We start from the raw sequence: 17,966 nt of genomic DNA, 5'->3' as shown, positions 1-17,966 counted from the left end.
TCTATCTTTCAGACCTTTTATTTCACGTAATTGAATGTGGCTGAATAGCTGCCCCGATGAGGTTCTCGTCGGGGTGTTTTTTTATGCGCACCATTTAGAGTAAATGCTTTAAATTGGCGATGCATTTGATAGAATGAGGCTGCTTCTTGAGGAATACCTGTCGTCTGGTACTCAAGATTCAGCTTCTTCCCAATTTTTTGAACTTATTATTTCAGGCTGGATGGCATCACTGTCGTCCGGCCTCATTTTTATCCCTTTCGGTTAGAGCTTGTAATTAAATTTCATTTTTGTCTCTTTTTGTAATTCTGGTTCGTTTTGAAAGAACGAATTTGAAAACGCTATCAACGCCTGCTTAAGTTAATTATTTTTGTGAATTAACTGCCTATCTATATGAACTTTAAGCAGTATTGGATATAGCAGGGGAGGCGAATGCGGGGTATTTGTCGTGAGGCAGGTGAAAGCGGCAATCTGAAACCCTTTCAATCAGCGGAGGAGTGCTCCGCCAATTGCAAGGAGAGCGAGGAGTAGACTACTCCTCGGCAGGTTGCTGTTCATCAGCGTCCAGCAGGTCGGTATCGTCACCACTGACGTACCATTCGGTCAGGGTTTGCGCCAGCTTCTCCACACCGATATTGGTGAGGGAGGAGAACGCTTCGACCTGGATCTGGGAACCGAGGTTGGCAACGGCCTGGCGCACCTTGATCACCTGGTTGTTGCGCGGGCCTGGGCTCAATTTGTCAGCCTTGGTCAGCAGCAGCATGACGGGCAACTGACGATGCGAGCTCCACTCCAGCATGTTCATGTCGGTATCTTTGAGCGGGTGGCGGATGTCCATCAGGATCACCAGACCTTTCAATGACTCACGGCGCTGCAGATACTCTGCCAGTGACTTTTGCCACTTGAGCTTCATTTCCAGCGGAACTTGCGCATAACCATAACCCGGCAAGTCGACCAGACGCTTGCCCGGTTCCAGCTCAAACAGGTTGATCAGCTGGGTACGACCGGGTGTCTTACTGGTGCGCGCCAGGTTCTTGTGTTTGGTTAAGGTGTTCAATGCAGATGACTTACCGGCGTTGGAACGGCCGGCAAACGCGATCTCGACACCCCCATCATTTGGCAGGTGACGGATGTCGGGTGCGCTGGTCACAAAATGCACCTTATTGAAATTCAGAGTTTGTGTATCCAACGTAAATTCCCCATGGAGATAGAGGGTTATAGAGTTACTTTTTTGTAAAATGGTGTAAAATAGCGTCGCTTAAACGCGTTTATTTTAACATGCCTTCAGCGGCATGGGATCTGGAAGCCTAATAACGAAAAGTTGGAACGCCATGAAGAACCTAGTCATTACTCTTGCTCTGATGGTTGGCGTAACGGGGATGGCACAAGCCAAGGGCGATGCCGCTGCGGGACAGACCAAGGCTGCCGTTTGTGCGGCTTGTCATGGACCGGACGGAAACAGCCTGGTTGATATGTACCCCAAAATTGCTGGTCAGCACGCATCATATATCAAAAAGCAGTTAGTTGAACTGAAGGCTGCCGCTTCTGGTCAAATTGGCCGGGTTGCGCCAGTGATGGGGCCGATGGCGTTACCTTTGTCGGAACAGGACATGGATGACCTGGCGGCTTATTTCTCCAGCCTGAAGGTTACCCCTATCGCTGTCCCTGACGACGTGGTCGAAGCGGGCAAGGCACTCTATATGGGTGGTGACATGAGTCGCGGTCTGGCAGCTTGTACGGCTTGCCATGGTCCCCGTGGCTCGGGTGTCGAACAGGCGAAGTATCCCAACCTGTCCGGCCAGCATCCTGCCTATATCAAGGCTCAGCTCACCGCATTCCGTGCCGGCACGCGTGACAACGATCCGAATGGCATGATGCGGGACGTTGCCAAGAAACTGACTGATCAGGATATCGAAGCCCTCTCCAAATATGTGGCGGGTCTGCACTGATATAGTCGATACGGTCGATTTGAGTTGAAACGGGGAGCCTGGGCTCCCCGTTGTTTTTATGGCTTTCAGATAATTCTCGGTTTAATCCCCCCGTTCTGTAAGAGATCTCCCATTCTCAAGGCAGGTCAAGGCTCATAAAATTGCATAAAATATTAAATAATCATTATTTATCAATGAATTATATAAATATTGATATTTTTCGACATGTTGAGAATGTTTTGAGTGGATTGAGCCGCTTTATAGAGTTGGTACAGTAGGCTTAATGGATTCACCCACGGATTGGGTGGCGGTTTCACGACAGGGTGTTGTGAGCAGAGGATGGCTAGCGTGGCGGGATGCCATGGGCTCGGATGAGCTGGCAAAGGATTGAAGGATCAGGATGGTGACCATCTCCGGAGCGGGATGGGGTTGCGGGATGCAGACTCCCCGGCACGATGGCAGGATGCGGTCGAGACGGGTCAAACAGGCACACGCACATTCAGGAACGACCAATATAAGGTCAGGATGACCACACAACGATATGATGCGGCGACAAGTTGTCACGGAGAGGACGAAACAGATTGTTTTGCCATTCAGGATGGCGCACGCATGAACATATCAAGGCAGCTTCGGCTGCCTTTTTTCTTTTGGGTCATTAACCCGATCAGCCATTCTGTGTCAAAATACCAGCAACATGCCCAGAGGATACCGATCCTGCGGTGTTCAGTGGCCTGATTGGGCCTGATTGGTGCGGGATCCTGCTCTTGTTCCAGCCTTACTGTTCCTCGCATCGTATCCCACCGGGTGAGATCATCCCGGGTACGGGTCAAACCAGTTTTTTTTTCGGAGTTAGCCATTCATGTCTGCCAAACAACCCACTCGCAAGCCTACTGGCAAGCGCAAAGAATCTGATGTCAGTGCTCAGGAAGGCCGTGAGCGTAAACGGGCTGCCAAGCGCAAGGGCCTGAAGGCTGGTTCTCGTCAGCAAGTTGAACAGCCGAAGAACAAGTCTGGCAACAGCCAGTCCAAAGATCCGCGTATCGGTTCCCGCAAGCCGGTAGTTCTGGTGGTGGATGACAAACAGAAGAAGCCGGCAGCACCCAAGGCGGTGAAAGAGAAGAAGCTGGTGATGACGCCCGAGCAGGAGCTGGCTTCCATCGAAAACGATGACCGCTTGAATGATCTGCTGGATCGTCTTGATGCCGGCGAAACCCTGGAAGCGGCCGAGCAGGCCTGGGTTGATCAGCGTGTCGACCGTTATCAGGAGCTGATGGATGAGCTGGGCATCATCGACAACGACGATGATGAAGATGATGAGCTGCCGTTTGATGATGGCGATGACGCCGAGTTCGACGAGCAGAAACCGGCCTCCGAAGAGGAGTTGTGGGACCGTTTCAACCAGGTCGATTTCAAGCCGGAACCCAAGCCTGAGCCGAAGAAAAAGTGATGAGTGGATGGATGCTGGCCGCCCTGTTGGGCGGCCTGATTTTGTCAGGATTGGCCATCTATGCAGGTATGCTGCTGGCCAGGCTGAGACGACAGCAAGCGATGCAGTGGCAGGCGATTACCGCTCGCAATGAACGAATTCTGGAGAGCGTGCGGGTCATTGCTCATGCGGTGCAGGAGGGGCAGTGCGATTACTCCGAAGGCGCCATTCGGCTGACCAATCTGCTGGATGCGTTGCAGATCAAGGGGGGGCGAGCGTTCGTGGCCGAGTTCCCGGGTCTGTACGGGCTGTATGAGAAGGTGAAAGATATGCCGACTCATGAGGCCAGACGTGCCCTCAAACGCAATGAAGTGATGAAGATGGATCTCGAACGCAGCGGCTACGAGGCCGAGCTGGAGGCTCAGATCCTCAAGGATGTGGCCCAGCTGAAGGATTTTCAGTTAGGTCGGTGAGCCAACAATAACAACAAGAGAGGAAGCGAGCGTGCAAGCAGAACAGATTGTGTGGGATCAGGCCCTGATCGAAAAATATAACTACAGTGGCCCGCGATACACCTCTTATCCCACTGCGCTGGAGTTCAACGAGAGCTTCGGCTATCCGGATTTTGTCCGTGCTGCCGGTCAGTATCCCGAGCGCAATCTGTCGCTCTACGTGCACATCCCTTTCTGTCACAAGCTCTGCTACTACTGCGGCTGCAACAAGGTCATTACCCGTCATCAGCACAAGGCTGACGAGTATCTCGACTACCTGGAGCAGGAGATCAAGGCGCAAGCCCCGCTCTTCAAGCGCCGTCTGGTCACCCAGCTGCACTGGGGTGGCGGTACACCCACCTATCTGGATGAAGCGCAAACGCGCCGCCTGATGGCCATGCTGCGTGAGCACTTCCATTTCGCCGAAGAGGGGGAGTTCAGCATCGAGGTCGATCCGCGCGAGATCGCCATTACCATGCTGGATGTGTTGCGAGACGTCGGCTTCAACCGCATCAGCCTTGGGGTGCAGGACTTCAACAAGGATGTGCAGGTTGCGGTCAACCGCGAGCAGGACAACGACTTTATTAAAGCCATGTTGGAACGGGCCCGTGAACTAGGCTTCCGCTCGACCAACCTCGACCTTATCTATGGCCTGCCGCATCAGGATCGTGCCAGCTTCCACCATACGCTGGAAGAAGTGCTCAAGACGGATCCGGCGCGCCTCTCCATCTTCAACTATGCCCATCTGCCGAGTCGCTTTGCTGCCCAGCGCAAGTTGAAAGAGGTGGATATGCCTGCGCCGCAGGAGAAGCTGGTCATGTTGCAGGACACCATTGCCTTCCTCACTGGCCAGGGTTACCAGTTCATCGGCATGGACCATTTTGCCAAACCCGATGACGAGCTGGCAGTGGCGCAGCGCGAGGGCAAGCTGCACCGCAACTTCCAGGGTTATACCACTCAAGGTGATTGTGATCTGCTGGGGCTGGGGGTTTCCTCCATCAGCATGATCGGTGATGCCTACTCCCAGAACCAGAAAGAGCTCAAGACCTATTACGCACAGGTTGCAGAGCTGGGTCATGCCCAGTGGAAAGGCTGCTCGCTCAATCAGGATGACCTGATCCGCCGTGAGGTGATCAAGCGGCTTATCTGTGATTTCCGTCTGAACTTTGCCGCTGTCGAGCAGGCGCACGGGCTCAATTTCAGAGAGTATTTTGCCGACGATCTCAAGTTGCTGCAGACCTTCATCAACGATGGATTGGTGCGTATGACGGAGGATGGTCTGGAGGTCTCCTCCACGGGGCAGCTGCTGATCCGCAATATCTGCATGTGTTTCGACGTGTACTTGCGCAACAAGGCGCGCCAGCAGCAGTTTTCTCGCGTGATATAAGCTTGTTTGCCGATCAGAAAACAGAAAGGGGCGCCATTGTGGCGCCCCTTTCATATGTATTTTTGCTTAAGCAGCGGGTCGGGAAGGTTCTGGTAAGAAGTCTCTGCGCTGAGGCAAGCAATTGAGAGCCAAGCAAGGGGACGGTGAAATGCAGATAAAAAGATGGGGGCGACTTGCGTCGCCCCCGGTAGTCGTATCGCTCAGATCCTTGAACGAAGTTGCTCCCTGCAATCCCTGACTGTTTACCTCTTCCTTTAGGTTTCCCCTTCCCAATCCTTTGGGGTGTCCTTTAGCCATCTTGGCCTGACGAGTCATCCTGTCCCGTCGCACTTTCTCCGTCCTGGGAGGTGTCCTTTACCACATCCTGTGGTGAGTCCATTTGCCCAACCCTGGCAGCCAGTCTTCCTGACCGACTTCATTGCGTCCGTGCATGAGTAACTATAAGGATTTTCTAACCGGCTACAACGCCAGATTGGAAAACGTTTTTGTCATTAGCTATTTCGAAAGTGGTGAGTTTCGATTTATTCATTTATAAACAGCTAGTTAAGTTTCTCTTCTTCATGTTTTAAGATCCTATCTTCCGATTATCTCGGGGATCTTTTTGGCCGTTAGCTTACATCTGGAATGGCAGATCTCTTACACGGCGTTTTGGTTGCTTCAGAAACAGATTTTGCAGTCTGATGATGGTCATTCGGGGTGAGTTGGCGAGGCACACAAGAGCGGTTGAATGGAGAAATTATGAGCGCTGGTTGAGCCGCTCATAGATGGTCTGGCGCTCTTCAGGAGTCAGCGAAGAGAAGTAGTGGGTAAAGAGGCGCAGCAACAGGGACTTGTTCATGCCGTCTTGCTGGGTCAGATTACCCAGCTCGTCGATGGCCACCGTGCTCATGGAGAAGGTGGCTTTTTTGTAGCTGGGCTTCAGGTGCTCGCCGCTCTCGATAAAGGCCAGCGCCGACAGGGCTTCGTCACGATGCAGGCCCAGTTCAAGGCTGACCACCTTGGGTTTGCCTTTGGCGTAGAACTCCGCATCTTCGATAAATTCGTCGACGGTGAACTTCTTCTGGTGATGCAGCTGGTGCTTTTTCTTCAGATCGGCCAGACCCATCTCACACCCCCACTTGCAGGAACTCTTTGGCGATGGCCCGGATCTCTTCGGCGGATTTGCCATCCGGCTCGATCTCCATCACCGACAGTCCCTTCTCTTCGCTGTCGTCATAGACATTGCGGCCGTAGGTGATGGCGTTCAGGACGTCGACACCGAACGAGGAGCAAACCTCTTTCGCTTCCAGAATGCGTTTTACCTGATTGGGCAGGGCGGGGCACTGGGTCAGCACTACTGCTGCATTGAGGGTCGGGTTGACCATCTTGCAGGTGGTGATGAGATCTTCCATGTGGGGCAGGGTCTTAAGGTCGCGGCGTTTCGGACGCAAGGGGATCAGGGCGTGGGTGGCGACAGCCATGGTGGAGCGCAGAGCCCGGTTATCTTGCCCGCCGCAATCGACGATGACATAGTCGTAGCGGTTTTTCAGGCTGAGCAGGTCGTTGCGAATATTGCCATAGAGCTGTACGCAGTTGATTTGTGGCAGCTCCGGGTTGTCGTTGCGCTCCTGAATCCAGTCAGATGTGGTGCGCTGCGGGTCGCAGTCGACCAGTAACACCTCCCCCTGAAATTGGGATCTGAGGTAGACCGCCAGATTTTGTGCCAGGCAGCTCTTGCCACTCCCCCCCTTCTCTCCACCGACCAACAAGATCATGACGTTCCCCTATCCATGAGAAAACCGCTGATTTCAGTATAGGAGGGGCCAGTCTCATCACAAGGCGAGAGGAGTGATGCTCCTCTCGTTGTTTCGACTAGTAATGAACGCTGCCTCCCTGCCAGCGGCAGACATAGTCAGGCACCAGCATCTGGGGGGCCTTGTCGACATGGCATACCACCATGGGCATGGTAGGAGCTCCTTCAGCCTGACTGAGGGTGGGGAGCGCAGAGAGCAGCAAAGTCGCGAGCAACAGCATGGGTTTCATCTTCATAACAACTCCTTGGTAGTGCCATTCCTGTGTGATCTGGATCACTTTCTGAGTTAAGTCGAGGTTGGCGCCAGCGCAAGGTGAGACGAATAAATTCAATTAATGAAAAAAGTATCAAAAGGCGTTGTGGTGACCGACGAGGATGGCTGCCCACCTTGATGCGGACTTTGTGCATATTAAGTTGAACTGCACAAAGAGGTGATGACTGATGAGGCCTGGCCTGATGGGGTTGGCATCAATGCCATGATCTGGAACAAGAAAAGATTTATGCAGTGAATGTGGTCGAGGTGAATATTTATTTCTCCCGCGTTCCTCCCGTCACGGCGATGTATTCAATACCTAGGGAGTAATATTCAAATTTTATTTGTAAAGTTATTTATGATAATGATTTTTAACGGTTTTTGTTATTTTCATTTAATCACTCCAGTGAACTGGCATGAATAAAAAATGAATCAATCTGAAATATAGCAGGGTGGTTTTGCATGGTTATTCGGTGCGCTTTGTGTGGAAAATGCGCAATTTGCTACCGGAGTCATAGATTGGATGGTGAATATATTCAGTTCTGGGTGAATGTGATCAATGTCTAAGTTTGTCGTGATTCGCAGGGCTAACCTCGGTCTCGAAAGGCAAGGGCAGGATAGAACATAAGCCGATTACCCTACATAAAGAATATCCCGCCTTAGCCACGAGCATGAATAGAAGGAATCTATTCAATCACTCGCAGGGACCACTGCTAGACGGAATATAATCATGAGCAAATTTTATGTAGGTTCTGAAGTTGGCCAATTGCGCCGTGTCATGTTGCACCGCCCCAACCTCAGTCTGAAGCGTCTGACTCCTTCCAACTGCCAGGATCTGCTGTTCGATGACGTCCTGTCAGTTGAACGCGCCGGTCAGGAGCACGACAAATTCGCTCAGGTACTGCGCGATCAGAATGTCGAAGTTTTCCTGCTGACCAATCTGCTGGCCGAGACCCTGGATGTGCCGGAAGCCAAAACCTGGCTGCTGCAACATCAGGTCTCCGACTACCGCCTCGGCTCTTCTTTTGCCAATGACGTGCGCTGCTTCCTGGCTGACATGCCGCACCGCGAACTGGCCCGCATTCTCTCCGGCGGCCTGACTTACTCCGAGATGCCCTACAGCGGCATCAACATGGTAGTGGGCATGCACGCTCCGACCGATTTCATCATCGAGCCGCTGCCCAACCACCTCTTTACCCGTGACACCTCCTGCTGGGTTTACGGTGGCGTCTCCATCAACCCGATGGCCAAGCCGGCTCGTCGCCGCGAGACCAACCATGTGAAGGCCATCTACCGCTGGCACCCGATGTTTGCCGGTCAGGACTTCATCAAGTACTTCGGTGACGAGGAGCGTGACTACGACAACTCCACCATCGAGGGTGGCGACGTACTGGTTATCGGCCGCGGTGCCGTGCTGATCGGCATGTCCGAGCGCACCACCCCGCAAGGTGTCGAGCATCTGGCTCGCAGCCTGTTCAAACACGGTCAGGCCAAGCAGGTCATCGCCATGGAGCTGCCGAAACACCGCAGCTGCATGCACCTGGATACCGTCATGACCCACATGGATATCGATACCTTCTCCGTCTATCCGGAAGTGATCCGCAAGGATGTGCAGTGCTGGAGCCTGACTCCGGGCGGCGCCACCGGCATGAACATCAAGGAAGAGGGTTACTTCGTCACTGCTATCGAGAAAGCACTGGGCGTGGATCAGCTGAAGATCATCACCACTGGCGGTGACAGCTTCGAAGCCGAACGCGAGCAGTGGAACGACGCCAACAACGTGTTGACCGTGCGTCCCGGCGTGGTGGTGGGTTACGAGCGCAATACCTACACCAACGAGAAATATGACAAGGCCGGTATCACAGTTCTCTCCATCCCGGGTGATGAACTGGGCCGTGGCCGCGGCGGCGCCCGCTGCATGAGCTGCCCGATGGAACGCGACAGCATCTGATGAGACGGCGTGGCGCCGGCAGAAGCTGGCGCCACACAGAACCAAACTCGAGATTAACCACTATGAAAAAACCAACTGTCGTCGTCGCTCTGGGTGGCAATGCTCTGCTCCGTCGTGGTGAGCCACTGGAAGCGGATATCCAGCGCAAGAATATTGCAACTGCCGCCAAGACCATCGCCCTGATCGCTCAGGAGTACAACGTGGTGCTGGTGCATGGCAACGGCCCGCAAGTCGGCCTGCTGGCCCTGCAAAACAGCGCCTACACCAAGGTATCCCCCTATCCGCTGGATGTGCTGGGTGCCGAGTCTCAGGGCATGATCGGCTACATGCTGATCCAGGAGCTGAAAAACCTGATGCCGAGCCGCAACGTCACCGCGCTGCTGACTCAGGTGCAGGTCGACCCCAAGGATCCGGCATTCGCCAACCCGACCAAATTTATCGGCCCCGTCTACGAAGAAGCTGAAGCCCGCACCCTGGCAGAAGAGAAGCACTGGGTGGTCAAGGCTGACGGCAAGTTCTTCCGCCGCGTAGTGCCGTCCCCGCTGCCTCAGCGCATTGTAGAAGGCGACGCCATCGAAACCCTGATTGCCCAGGGCCACCTCATCATCTGTACCGGTGGTGGCGGCATCCCTGTGACCTGGGATGGCCAGAGCCTGACCGGTATCGAAGCCGTCATCGACAAGGACATGTCTGCCGCCTATCTGGCCAAGCAGATCAAGGCCGACGCCCTGCTGATCCTGACCGATGCCGATGCCGTCTATCTGGATTGGGGCAAACCGACCCAGCGTCCGCTGCGGGTCACCAGCCCGGACGAGCTGGCCGGGGTCAAGTTCGACGCAGGTTCCATGGGACCGAAAGTCGAAGCTTCCTGTGAATTTGTCAAAGCGACCGGCGGCATGGTCGGCATCGGCTCGCTGGAAGATGGCCTCGCCATCCTCAAGGGTGAAGCCGGCACCAATATCGTCGCCACCCGCACCGTACATGCGTAATTACCGATATCTGTACTGAGAATGCGTAGTCAACACTACTGCCCGAACTGGTCTGAAACATATATAGAGAGAACTCATCATGGCTTTTAATCTGCGTAACCGTAACTTCCTGAAACTGCTGGACTTCACCCCGCGCGAAATCCAATACATGATCGACCTGGCCATCGACCTGAAGAAAGCCAAATACGGTGGCTACGAGCGCAAGCATCTGGTCGGCAAGAACATCGCCCTGATTTTCGAGAAGACCTCCACCCGTACCCGCTGTGCGTTTGAAGTGGCGGCCTTCGACCAGGGCGCACAAGTCTCCTACCTTGGCCCGAGCGGTTCCCAAATCGGTCACAAGGAGTCCATGAAGGACACCGCCCGTGTACTGGGTCGCATGTATGACGGTATCGAATACCGCGGCTACGGTCAGGAGATCGTGGAAGAGCTGGGCGCCTACGCCGGTGTTCCGGTCTGGAACGGCCTGACCAACGAATTCCACCCGACCCAGATCCTGGCCGACTTCATGACCATGCTGGAGCATGGCAAGGGCAAGCGTCTGGATCAAATCAAGTTCGCCTACCTGGGTGATGCCCGCAACAACATGGGTAACTCCCTGATGGTCGGCGCCGCCAAAATGGGCATGGACATCCGTCTGGTCGCGCCGAAAGCCTTCTGGCCGGAAGAGGAGTTGGTTGCCAAGTGCCGCCTGATTGCCGAAGAGACCGGCGCACGCATCACCCTGACCGAAGATGTGAAAGAGGGTGTGCTGGGTGCTGACTTCCTCTACACCGACGTCTGGGTATCCATGGGTGAAGCGAAAGAAGCCTGGGATCAGCGCGTCAAACTGATGACCCCGTATCAGGTCAACATGGATGTCATCAATGCCACCAAGAACCCGGATGTGAAGTTCATGCACTGCCTGCCGGCGTTCCACAACGACGAGACCACCATGGGCAAGGAAGTGGCTGACAAATATGGCATGAAAGGCCTGGAAGTGACCGAGGACGTGTTCGAATCCGAGCACAGCATCGTGTTCGACGAGGCCGAAAACCGGATGCACACCATCAAGGCAGTGATGGTTGCTACGCTGGGCGACTAAGGTCGCAGTAGTGGTGCCGGGGGGCGACCCCCGGCTTTTCGACCATGTGACAGCGGCATAATACCTCTAACCCTACAACCCGCAGCCTGCATGGATACCACACCCACAGAAGGAAGCTGGACCATGACCAAATTCAAGTTCCCGTCAGCCTACACGATACTGTTTGTGCTGATCGCCCTGGTGGCCGCCCTGAGCTGGATAGTGCCGGCCGGCAAATACGAGATGACCATGAACGAAGCCCTCGGCAAAGAAGTGCCGGTGGCGGGTACCTACAAACTGGTGGAGGGGAATCCCCAGGGGATCGTCGACGTGCTGCTGGCACCTATCGATGGCCTCTACAACCACGACACCTATGAGGCTGGCGCCATCGACGTCTCCCTCTTTATCCTGATCATCGGTGGTTTTCTTGGCATTGTGACCAAGACAGGTGCCATCGATGCCGGTATCGAACGTGTGACCGACCGTCTGCGTGGCCGTGAAGAGTGGATGATCCCGATCCTGATGGCGCTGTTCGCCGCAGGCGGCACCATCTACGGGATGGCCGAAGAGTCGCTGCCGTTCTACACCCTGCTGGTGCCGGTGATGATGGCCGCCCGCTTCGACCCTGTGGTGGCAGCGGCAACCGTATTGCTGGGTGCCGGTATCGGTACTCTCGGTTCTACCATCAACCCGTTTGCCACCGTGATCGCCGCCAACGCGGCCGGTATCTCCTTCACCGATGGTATCTGGCTGCGCGTTGCCATGCTGGTCGCCGGTTGGCTGCTCTGTGTTGCCTACGTCATGCGTTACGCCAAGATGGTGCGCAGCGATCCGAGCAAATCTCTGGTGGCTGACAAGTGGGAAGAGAACCGTGCCCACTTCCTCGGCAACAAGAGCGACCAGATGCTGGAGTTCACCCTGACCCGTAAAATCGTGCTGGGTATCTTCGTCGCCGCCTTTGCCGTGATGATCTATGGTGTGGCCGTGCTGGGCTGGTGGATGGCGCAGATCTCCGGTGTGTTCCTGGCTGCCGCTATCATCGTTGGTCTCATCTCCCGCATGAGCGAGGAGGAGTTGACCTCCAACTTTATCGACGGTGCCCGCGACCTGCTGGGTGTGGCGCTGATCATCGGTATCGCCCGCGGTATCGTGGTAGTGATGGATAACGGCATGATCACTCACACCATTTTGCACAGTGCAGAAGGGATCGTGACCGGCCTCTCCACCATCGTCTTTATCAACGTGATGTTCGTGCTGGAAGTGGTGCTCTCCTTCCTGGTGCCGTCCTCCTCCGGTCTGGCCGTACTGACCATGCCGATCATGGCGCCGCTGGCCGACTTCGCCAACGTGGGCCGCGATCTGGTGGTGACTGCTTACCAGTCTGCTTCCGGTCTGGTGAACCTGGTGACTCCGACCTCCGCCGTGGTCATGGGCGGTCTGGCCATCGCCAAGGTGCCTTATGTGCGCTGGCTGAAGTGGGTGGCTCCGCTGCTCGGTATCCTGACCGTGCTGATCGTGGTCTGCCTGAGCCTGGGCGCCGTGCTCTCCTGAGGGATAACAAGCAAGATGAAACGGGAGCCTGCGGGCTCCCGTTTTTTATGGGCGCAAGAAGTGATGGGCACAAAGTTGCAGGCAACAAAAAGGCGACCCGCGGGTCGCCTCGATGTATTTAGGGGAAATGGCTTAGCGGGCCTGCGCCAGGGTGCGCACCACGGCGGCGTGAGCCTGACGGGTACGGCTGATATGGCGCGGCGCGACCAGCACCACATCATTACCTGCGACGGCACCCATGATCTCGGGATTGGCGTTGCGATCCAGCAGGCGAGCCACCACGGTGGCGGCCCCCGGAGTGGTGTGGATCAGCACCATCTGCTGGTTGTGTACTACTTCGCGCACCATGTCGTGGATCGAGCGGGTACTGCCGGCGGGTTCCAGCTGCTCATCGACCAGGGTGTAGACCTTCTTGCCGTTGGCATTCTGCGCCTTGGCAACGCCGAGGCGGCGCAATAGACGGGAGATGGTGGACTGGCTGATGTCGGCAAAGCCGCGCTCCGACAGCTCGCGGCGGATCTCTTCCTGGGTGCTGTAGCAGTGCTGACCGATGATCTGGCGACAGGCATCCAGCTGGGCCAGATCGGGCTCTTGGGCAACGGGACGACTGAGGGTTTTGACCACGGCGAATTCCTTTGATGATGACCGGAGGTAAACGCGCGATATCTGCCATAGCAGTCAGTTATCAGGCAAAAACACTGATAATCCATCTATATGCAGGGAATGAGCGTGCATTACCATCTTGCGATGGCAAATTATAGCTGACTGGAAATTCGGTGATGTGACAGGGTTCAAAAATGGGCCCCGTGGGGCCCAATCAGATATCAGTAACGCTCGCTGACGATGTCCTGAGTGAAGGACTTCTCGCAATATTTGCACTTCATCCGCACCACGCCTTTCACTTCGCGCACCCGGAAGTAGCTGTCTACCGGCTCGTTGTGGGAGATGCAGTTGGAGTTGGGGCAGTGGAACACCCCTGCGATGAACTCCGGCAGCTCCAGCTGGTGCTTCTTCACCACATTGAAGTCTTCGATGATGTTGACGGTCGCTTTCGGGGCGAACAGCGCCAGCTGGTTGGCTTGTTGCTCGGTCAGGCGGGTGTTCTCAATCTTGATGAGATCCTTCTTGCCCAGCGCGCCGGATTTCAGGTTGAAGCCGACGGTGATCCGCTCCTGGGTTTCGACCAGCTGGAACAGCTTGAGGATCTTGATGCCCTGGCCAGCGGGGATGTGATCGATGACGGAGCCGTGACGGATGGCTTCGACTTGCAGTTGGTTCTTGTCAGACATGATATTCCCCTAAGCTCAGACAGTTTCGTTCAGTACCAGTGCCAGCAGCGCCTGGCGTGCATAGACCCCGTTCTCCGCCTGCTGGAAGTAGCAAGCGTGGGGGGTCTTGTCGACCGCGACATCGATCTCGTCGACGCGGGGCAGGGGATGCAGGATCTTCATGGTGGGCTTGGCCCCTTCCAAGGTCGCCAGCTCCAGAATGAACTTGGCAGCCATGTGCTTGTATTCGGTCTCGTCGAAGCGCTCTTTCTGGACGCGGGTCATGTAGAGGATGTCCAGCTCCGGCATCACCTCTTCCATGGTCTGGTGGACGCTGAACTGGATACCCTTCTCTTCCAGCTCTTCACAGATGTAGTCCGGCATCGCCAGCGCTTCCGGGGAGATGAAGAAGAAGCGGCAGTTGAACAGGCTGAGGGCCTGGGCCAGCGAGTGTACGGTACGGCCATATTTCAGGTCACCGACGAAGGCGACGTTGAGGTTGTCCAGACGACCCTGGGTCTCATGGATGGTGAACAGGTCGAGCAGGGTCTGGCTCGGATGCTGGTTGGAGCCGTCGCCGCCGTTGATGACCGGCACGCGGGAGAACTCGGAGGCCAGACGGGCCGCGCCCTCTTTCGGGTGGCGCATCACCACCGCATCCGAGTAGGAACCGATGATCTTGATGGAGTCAGCCAGCGTCTCACCCTTCTTGGCGCTGGTGTTGCCACCGTCGGCGAAGCCGATGATGTTGCCGCCAAGGCGCTGTACCGCGGTCTCGAACGAGAGGCGGGTGCGGGTGGAGGCTTCGAAGAAGCAGCTGGCAACCAGCTTGTCTTTCAACAGGCTGGTGTCAGGTTCAGCCTTCAACCGTTGTGCGGTTGAGACTACCAGTTCCATTTCTGACCGGGTCAGGTCCGAAATGGAGATGACATGTTTCTTATAGAGTGGATTGGTCATCGTCTGCATTCCCTTTGACATCATTGGAGGTTTTTCGGGCACAAAAAAAAGCCCCTGAAACAGGGGCTTTTTTTAAAAATAACTGGGGATCGTTGGGGTGGGAACCGGAAACAACGGGGCCGCTCTGGTGCGCACCACCCGTCTGCAAGGCTGTTTTCTGAATCAAAAACTGCATCGTTTCGTCCCGACCTTTTTCAAAACCGGACAGATTATAGGGCCGCTTTTTTAATTGTCAAAATTTTATTTCTGATGCCAATTTCAGCATGAAAAACGTTTAAGTGGCGGAAATATGACGACAAATCCACACTCTGTGCGTCTCTTGCAGCGATTCCCCATCGCGGACCATGGCGCGCAAATAACCGAGTCTGTGGTGCCCTTCCAGCAGGCAGTAGGGGCGGGGCAGGGGATGACCGTTCGGGTAGCTGGCTCCCTCCTCCGGCGCCAGCACGATGACAGGTTCGGGCCAGGTGCCGTCGCTCAGCATCTTCTCGCCGAGCCAGGATCGGCGGACATAACGGTTGCTGCGCAGCATCTCGCCCCAGCGCTCGATCACCTCCATATGGCGGGAGTCCACCTGATCCACCAGCTGCGCGGTGGGCCAGCTTTCACAGGTGAACTGATGGCTGGCGAGATCGATAAAGCTCCAATTGGACTCAAAACCGCGCCAATGACGGTAAATCCACTGGGAAAGCACATTTTCAGGAATAAAGGGCACTAGCGGCGCGACCCGTTCAAGATAGGCGGGCAGGGCCTCTGTCTTGCGTTCATCCCTGAAGTTGAGGGGCGCCAGTTGTTGGAGCAGTCGGTAATTGAGCATAAGTGGCCTCCCGGTACCTGATTTCACCCTACCCCCATTTATGTCCCATTCCTACCCCGGCAGGGCTGCAAATACAGCAAGTTATCCCGCTTCGCTGCACAAACAACCGCGACTTGTTCGGGATTTGTGCAATCGCATCGAAAGCGTAAAAAAAGCCTTTACCTTTGATCTCCACTTTGTATACTACGCCTCGTTTGTTGCAGGGGCGTAGTTCCAATTGGTAGAACAGCGGTCTCCAAAACCGATGGTTGCGGGTTCGAGTCCTGCCGCCCCTGCCATTTTCAGAAAGGCCAGCTCATTGAGCTGGCTTTTCGCATTTCCGGCGTTCGCCAATTTATCCCTCTCTCCTTTCTCTTCTCCTTCTTGCCGCTAGCCCTCGGTGACTGTGGCCACATTGATCTCGATGTCTGCCGCAAGAGCGTTCAATGTGCAGCAACCCGCTGTTTCAGGACGGTGACCAGCCGCTGGTGGCGGGCGGGGAGCGGCCACTCGGCGCGGTAGATAAGCCAGAGGGTGTCGATCACTTCAATGCTGCTCTGGATCACCCGGATCTTCTCCTGCTGGGCAAAGGCGGTGACGGCGAAGCGGGGTAGCACGGTAAAACCGAGGCCGCGGGCGACCGGCTCCAGGATCAGGCCGATCTGGTTGGTAAAGCCGCGCTGCGGGATCTCGTCAACGCGCTGGCCGGGGTAGCGTCGTCCCAACAGGCGCTGAGCCATGCTGCGGCCATCCGGGTGATCGATAAAGCCGAGCTGACAGAGGTGCTGCCAGCTCTGCTCCTCGCCATCGTTGGGCACCACCAGACAGAGGGGTTCACGGGCGAAGGGCTCGGCGGCGATGCTGGGGTGTTCAGGCGGCTGATCCACCAGTCCCAGATCGCTGCGCCCCGCCAGTACCGCCTGCACTATGTCGGGGGTGGGGGCAAAGCGGTGCTGGATAGTGAGTCCAGGGTGCTCCTGTTGCTGGTCGAGCAGCAGGGGATAGAGCAGCAGGCCGATGCTGCCCGGGGTGGTGAGGGTGATGGCGCCGCGGTGAGGGTCATCGTCAGAGAGGCGCGCCCGCAGCTGTTCGGCGGCCTGCGCCTGCTGGCGGGCGAAGTCGAGCAGCACCAGCCCGCGCGGAGTGAGCTCCAGCTGACGGGGCTTGCGCAGCAGCAGGGTGCCAAATTCGGCCTCGAGGCGCGAGATATGCTGACTGACGGCGGCCTGGGTGAGGTCCAGCTGCTCGGCGGCACGGGTAAAACTGCCGGTTTCATGCACCACCACCAGGGTGTGGAGCCAGAGCGGATTAACCATAAATTTAATTTATGCCTTCCATTAGTTTGACCTTATTTTTCATTATGTCGCCCCTTCCTATCATGTCACCTGTTTCCCACACACAATTTCAAGGTGACGTATGACCTATCCACGCAACTTCTCCCATATCGGTATCACGGTGACTGACCTCGACAAAGCGGTCGAGTTCTATACCAAGGTGATGGGCTGGTATCTCATCATGCCGGCGACCACCATCAGCGAGGATGACTCCGCCATCGGCGTGATGTGCAACGACGTGTTTGGCCCGGGCTGGGGTTCTTTCCGCATTGCCCACCTCTCTACCGGCGACAAGATCGGCATCGAGCTGTTCGAGTTCCCCAACAGCGAACGCCGTGAGAACAACTTCGAATTCTGGAAGACCGGTGTGTTCCACTTCAGCGTGCAGGATCCGGATGTCGAGGGGCTGGCGGCGCGAATCGTCGCGGCGGGCGGCAAGCAGCGGATGCCGGTGCGCGAGTACTACCCGGGCGAGAAGCCCTACCGCATGGTCTACATGGAAGATCCCTTCGGCAATATCGTCGAGATCTACAGCCACAGCTATGAGCTGACCTACTCCGCCGGTGCATATCAGGGGTAAGTGACAGGCCGCCTTCGGGCGGCCTGCTGCTTTGTTGTTACAAGAGTCAGTAGCATGGAATAGCGATCTGGTTCACACGAATAGCGCGTTCTGTTGTTGATAGATGGGAAAATATACAGATTCACTAAAGTCTGTTTATATTGCGGCCGATAGCCTTTGATACATCAGGGTTTTCCCTGCCTGACACAACAACAAGGATTCGT

The 17,966-nt window shown here is 55.7% G+C and carries 19 protein-coding genes and 1 tRNA gene; 10 read left to right on the top strand and 10 right to left on the bottom strand.

Features of this window, described 5'->3' with window-relative positions:
• Positions 1-529: 529 nt before the first annotated feature.
• Positions 530-1,186: a ribosome biogenesis GTP-binding protein YihA/YsxC gene (gene yihA, locus AB5Y84_RS16975; protein WP_026034975.1), complete on the bottom strand. Its 657-nt coding sequence runs from the start codon at positions 1,184-1,186 to the stop codon at positions 530-532.
• 142 nt (positions 1,187-1,328) lie between these two features.
• On the opposite strand from yihA, the gene AB5Y84_RS16970 reads away from it, so the two are divergent.
• The 4 genes from AB5Y84_RS16970 to hemN all read left to right on the top strand — a co-directional run bounded on the left by AB5Y84_RS16970 (position 1,329) and on the right by hemN (position 5,229).
• Positions 1,329-1,946, top strand: a complete 618-nt coding sequence (locus AB5Y84_RS16970; RefSeq protein ID WP_005339710.1) for a cytochrome c — start codon at positions 1,329-1,331, stop codon at positions 1,944-1,946.
• Between the two features lie 838 nt (positions 1,947-2,784).
• Positions 2,785-3,372, top strand: a complete 588-nt coding sequence (yihI, locus tag AB5Y84_RS16965; protein WP_019445784.1) for a Der GTPase-activating protein YihI — start codon at positions 2,785-2,787, stop codon at positions 3,370-3,372.
• Positions 3,373-3,383: 11 nt separating this feature from the next.
• On the top strand, positions 3,384-3,824 hold the full coding sequence (locus tag AB5Y84_RS16960) for a DUF2489 domain-containing protein (RefSeq protein ID WP_005339712.1): 441 nt from the start codon (positions 3,384-3,386) through the stop codon (positions 3,822-3,824).
• Between the two features lie 31 nt (positions 3,825-3,855).
• Positions 3,856-5,229: an oxygen-independent coproporphyrinogen III oxidase gene (gene hemN, locus AB5Y84_RS16955; protein ID WP_368177427.1), complete on the top strand. Its 1,374-nt coding sequence runs from the start codon at positions 3,856-3,858 to the stop codon at positions 5,227-5,229.
• A 736-nt stretch (positions 5,230-5,965) separates the two neighbouring features.
• Here the strand turns inward: hemN and AB5Y84_RS16950 are convergent.
• The 3 genes from AB5Y84_RS16950 to AB5Y84_RS16940 all read right to left on the bottom strand — a co-directional run bounded on the left by AB5Y84_RS16950 (position 5,966) and on the right by AB5Y84_RS16940 (position 7,257).
• Positions 5,966-6,334, bottom strand: a complete 369-nt coding sequence (locus AB5Y84_RS16950) for a hypothetical protein (protein ID WP_005339715.1) — start codon at positions 6,332-6,334, stop codon at positions 5,966-5,968.
• Position 6,335: 1 nt separating this feature from the next.
• Positions 6,336-6,983: an AAA family ATPase gene (locus AB5Y84_RS16945; RefSeq protein WP_005339716.1), complete on the bottom strand. Its 648-nt coding sequence runs from the start codon at positions 6,981-6,983 to the stop codon at positions 6,336-6,338.
• Positions 6,984-7,080: 97 nt separating this feature from the next.
• Positions 7,081-7,257: a hypothetical protein gene (locus AB5Y84_RS16940; protein WP_368177426.1), complete on the bottom strand. Its 177-nt coding sequence runs from the start codon at positions 7,255-7,257 to the stop codon at positions 7,081-7,083.
• Positions 7,258-8,004: 747 nt separating this feature from the next.
• On the opposite strand from AB5Y84_RS16940, the gene arcA reads away from it, so the two are divergent.
• From arcA to AB5Y84_RS16920, 4 genes are all read left to right on the top strand, one after another.
• Positions 8,005-9,225: an arginine deiminase gene (gene arcA / locus AB5Y84_RS16935; RefSeq protein WP_058056224.1), complete on the top strand. Its 1,221-nt coding sequence runs from the start codon at positions 8,005-8,007 to the stop codon at positions 9,223-9,225.
• Positions 9,226-9,287: 62 nt separating this feature from the next.
• Entirely contained in the window at positions 9,288-10,214 is a 927-nt protein-coding gene (gene arcC, locus AB5Y84_RS16930; RefSeq protein ID WP_005339719.1) for a carbamate kinase, read from the top strand.
• A 79-nt stretch (positions 10,215-10,293) separates the two neighbouring features.
• Complete coding sequence (argF, locus tag AB5Y84_RS16925) at positions 10,294-11,298, top strand: ornithine carbamoyltransferase (RefSeq protein WP_005339721.1); 1,005 nt, start codon at positions 10,294-10,296, stop codon at positions 11,296-11,298.
• A gap of 123 nt (positions 11,299-11,421) precedes the next feature.
• Positions 11,422-12,828, top strand: a complete 1,407-nt coding sequence (locus AB5Y84_RS16920) for a YfcC family protein (RefSeq protein WP_005339725.1) — start codon at positions 11,422-11,424, stop codon at positions 12,826-12,828.
• 132 nt (positions 12,829-12,960) lie between these two features.
• Here the strand turns inward: AB5Y84_RS16920 and AB5Y84_RS16915 are convergent, their stop codons facing one another.
• From AB5Y84_RS16915 to AB5Y84_RS16895, 5 genes are all read right to left on the bottom strand, one after another.
• The gene (locus AB5Y84_RS16915) at positions 12,961-13,452 is read right to left on the bottom strand and encodes an arginine repressor (RefSeq protein WP_005339728.1); all 492 of its coding nucleotides are present in this window, start codon (positions 13,450-13,452) and stop codon (positions 12,961-12,963) included.
• A gap of 200 nt (positions 13,453-13,652) precedes the next feature.
• On the bottom strand, positions 13,653-14,117 hold the full coding sequence (pyrI, locus tag AB5Y84_RS16910) for an aspartate carbamoyltransferase regulatory subunit (protein WP_005339730.1): 465 nt from the start codon (positions 14,115-14,117) through the stop codon (positions 13,653-13,655).
• A gap of 15 nt (positions 14,118-14,132) precedes the next feature.
• Entirely contained in the window at positions 14,133-15,053 is a 921-nt protein-coding gene (gene pyrB / locus AB5Y84_RS16905; RefSeq protein WP_005339735.1) for an aspartate carbamoyltransferase, read from the bottom strand.
• Positions 15,034-15,228, bottom strand: coding sequence for a hypothetical protein (locus tag AB5Y84_RS16900; protein ID WP_013724188.1), 195 nt, complete (start codon positions 15,226-15,228; stop codon positions 15,034-15,036). Before AB5Y84_RS16900 ends, pyrB begins: the two co-directional genes overlap by 20 nt.
• Before the next feature lie 99 nt (positions 15,229-15,327).
• The gene (locus tag AB5Y84_RS16895) at positions 15,328-15,870 is read right to left on the bottom strand and encodes a hypothetical protein (protein WP_139741289.1); all 543 of its coding nucleotides are present in this window, start codon (positions 15,868-15,870) and stop codon (positions 15,328-15,330) included.
• A 201-nt stretch (positions 15,871-16,071) separates the two neighbouring features.
• Here AB5Y84_RS16895 and AB5Y84_RS16890 point away from each other — a divergent pair.
• Positions 16,072-16,148 (top strand) — tRNA-Trp (locus tag AB5Y84_RS16890).
• 144 nt (positions 16,149-16,292) lie between these two features.
• Here the strand turns inward: AB5Y84_RS16890 and AB5Y84_RS16885 are convergent.
• Positions 16,293-17,165, bottom strand: a complete 873-nt coding sequence (locus tag AB5Y84_RS16885) for a LysR family transcriptional regulator (protein ID WP_368177425.1) — start codon at positions 17,163-17,165, stop codon at positions 16,293-16,295.
• A 100-nt stretch (positions 17,166-17,265) separates the two neighbouring features.
• Here AB5Y84_RS16885 and AB5Y84_RS16880 point away from each other — a divergent pair, with 100 nt between their 5' ends.
• Entirely contained in the window at positions 17,266-17,763 is a 498-nt protein-coding gene (locus AB5Y84_RS16880) for a lactoylglutathione lyase family protein (RefSeq protein WP_005357546.1), read from the top strand.
• The last annotated feature ends 203 nt before the right edge of the window (positions 17,764-17,966 follow it).

Origin of the sequence: Aeromonas sp. s11 (assembly GCF_040907945.1) — a bacterium.
Taxonomy (GTDB): domain Bacteria; phylum Pseudomonadota; class Gammaproteobacteria; order Enterobacterales; family Aeromonadaceae; genus Aeromonas; species Aeromonas veronii.
Note: the sequence above shows the minus strand (reverse complement) of the source record. Positions and strands in the feature narration are given on the sequence as shown.

Coding starts and splice junctions, on each gene's coding strand:
- AB5Y84_RS16895 (WP_139741289.1), bottom strand. CDS start 15,870: ATGCTCAATTACCGACTGCTCCAACAACTGGCGCCCCTCAACTTCAGG.
- AB5Y84_RS16950 (WP_005339715.1), bottom strand. CDS start 6,334: ATGGGTCTGGCCGATCTGAAGAAAAAGCACCAGCTGCATCACCAGAAG.
- AB5Y84_RS16940 (WP_368177426.1), bottom strand. CDS start 7,257: ATGAAGATGAAACCCATGCTGTTGCTCGCGACTTTGCTGCTCTCTGCG.
- AB5Y84_RS16900 (WP_013724188.1), bottom strand. CDS start 15,228: ATGCAGTTTTTGATTCAGAAAACAGCCTTGCAGACGGGTGGTGCGCAC.
- arcC (WP_005339719.1), top strand. CDS start 9,288: ATGAAAAAACCAACTGTCGTCGTCGCTCTGGGTGGCAATGCTCTGCTC.
- AB5Y84_RS16885 (WP_368177425.1), bottom strand. CDS start 17,165: ATGGTTAATCCGCTCTGGCTCCACACCCTGGTGGTGGTGCATGAAACC.
- AB5Y84_RS16920 (WP_005339725.1), top strand. CDS start 11,422: ATGACCAAATTCAAGTTCCCGTCAGCCTACACGATACTGTTTGTGCTG.
- argF (WP_005339721.1), top strand. CDS start 10,294: ATGGCTTTTAATCTGCGTAACCGTAACTTCCTGAAACTGCTGGACTTC.
- AB5Y84_RS16970 (WP_005339710.1), top strand. CDS start 1,329: ATGAAGAACCTAGTCATTACTCTTGCTCTGATGGTTGGCGTAACGGGG.
- arcA (WP_058056224.1), top strand. CDS start 8,005: ATGAGCAAATTTTATGTAGGTTCTGAAGTTGGCCAATTGCGCCGTGTC.
- AB5Y84_RS16945 (WP_005339716.1), bottom strand. CDS start 6,983: ATGATCTTGTTGGTCGGTGGAGAGAAGGGGGGGAGTGGCAAGAGCTGC.
- pyrB (WP_005339735.1), bottom strand. CDS start 15,053: ATGACCAATCCACTCTATAAGAAACATGTCATCTCCATTTCGGACCTG.
- pyrI (WP_005339730.1), bottom strand. CDS start 14,117: ATGTCTGACAAGAACCAACTGCAAGTCGAAGCCATCCGTCACGGCTCC.
- AB5Y84_RS16880 (WP_005357546.1), top strand. CDS start 17,266: ATGACCTATCCACGCAACTTCTCCCATATCGGTATCACGGTGACTGAC.
- yihI (WP_019445784.1), top strand. CDS start 2,785: ATGTCTGCCAAACAACCCACTCGCAAGCCTACTGGCAAGCGCAAAGAA.
- AB5Y84_RS16960 (WP_005339712.1), top strand. CDS start 3,384: ATGCTGGCCGCCCTGTTGGGCGGCCTGATTTTGTCAGGATTGGCCATC.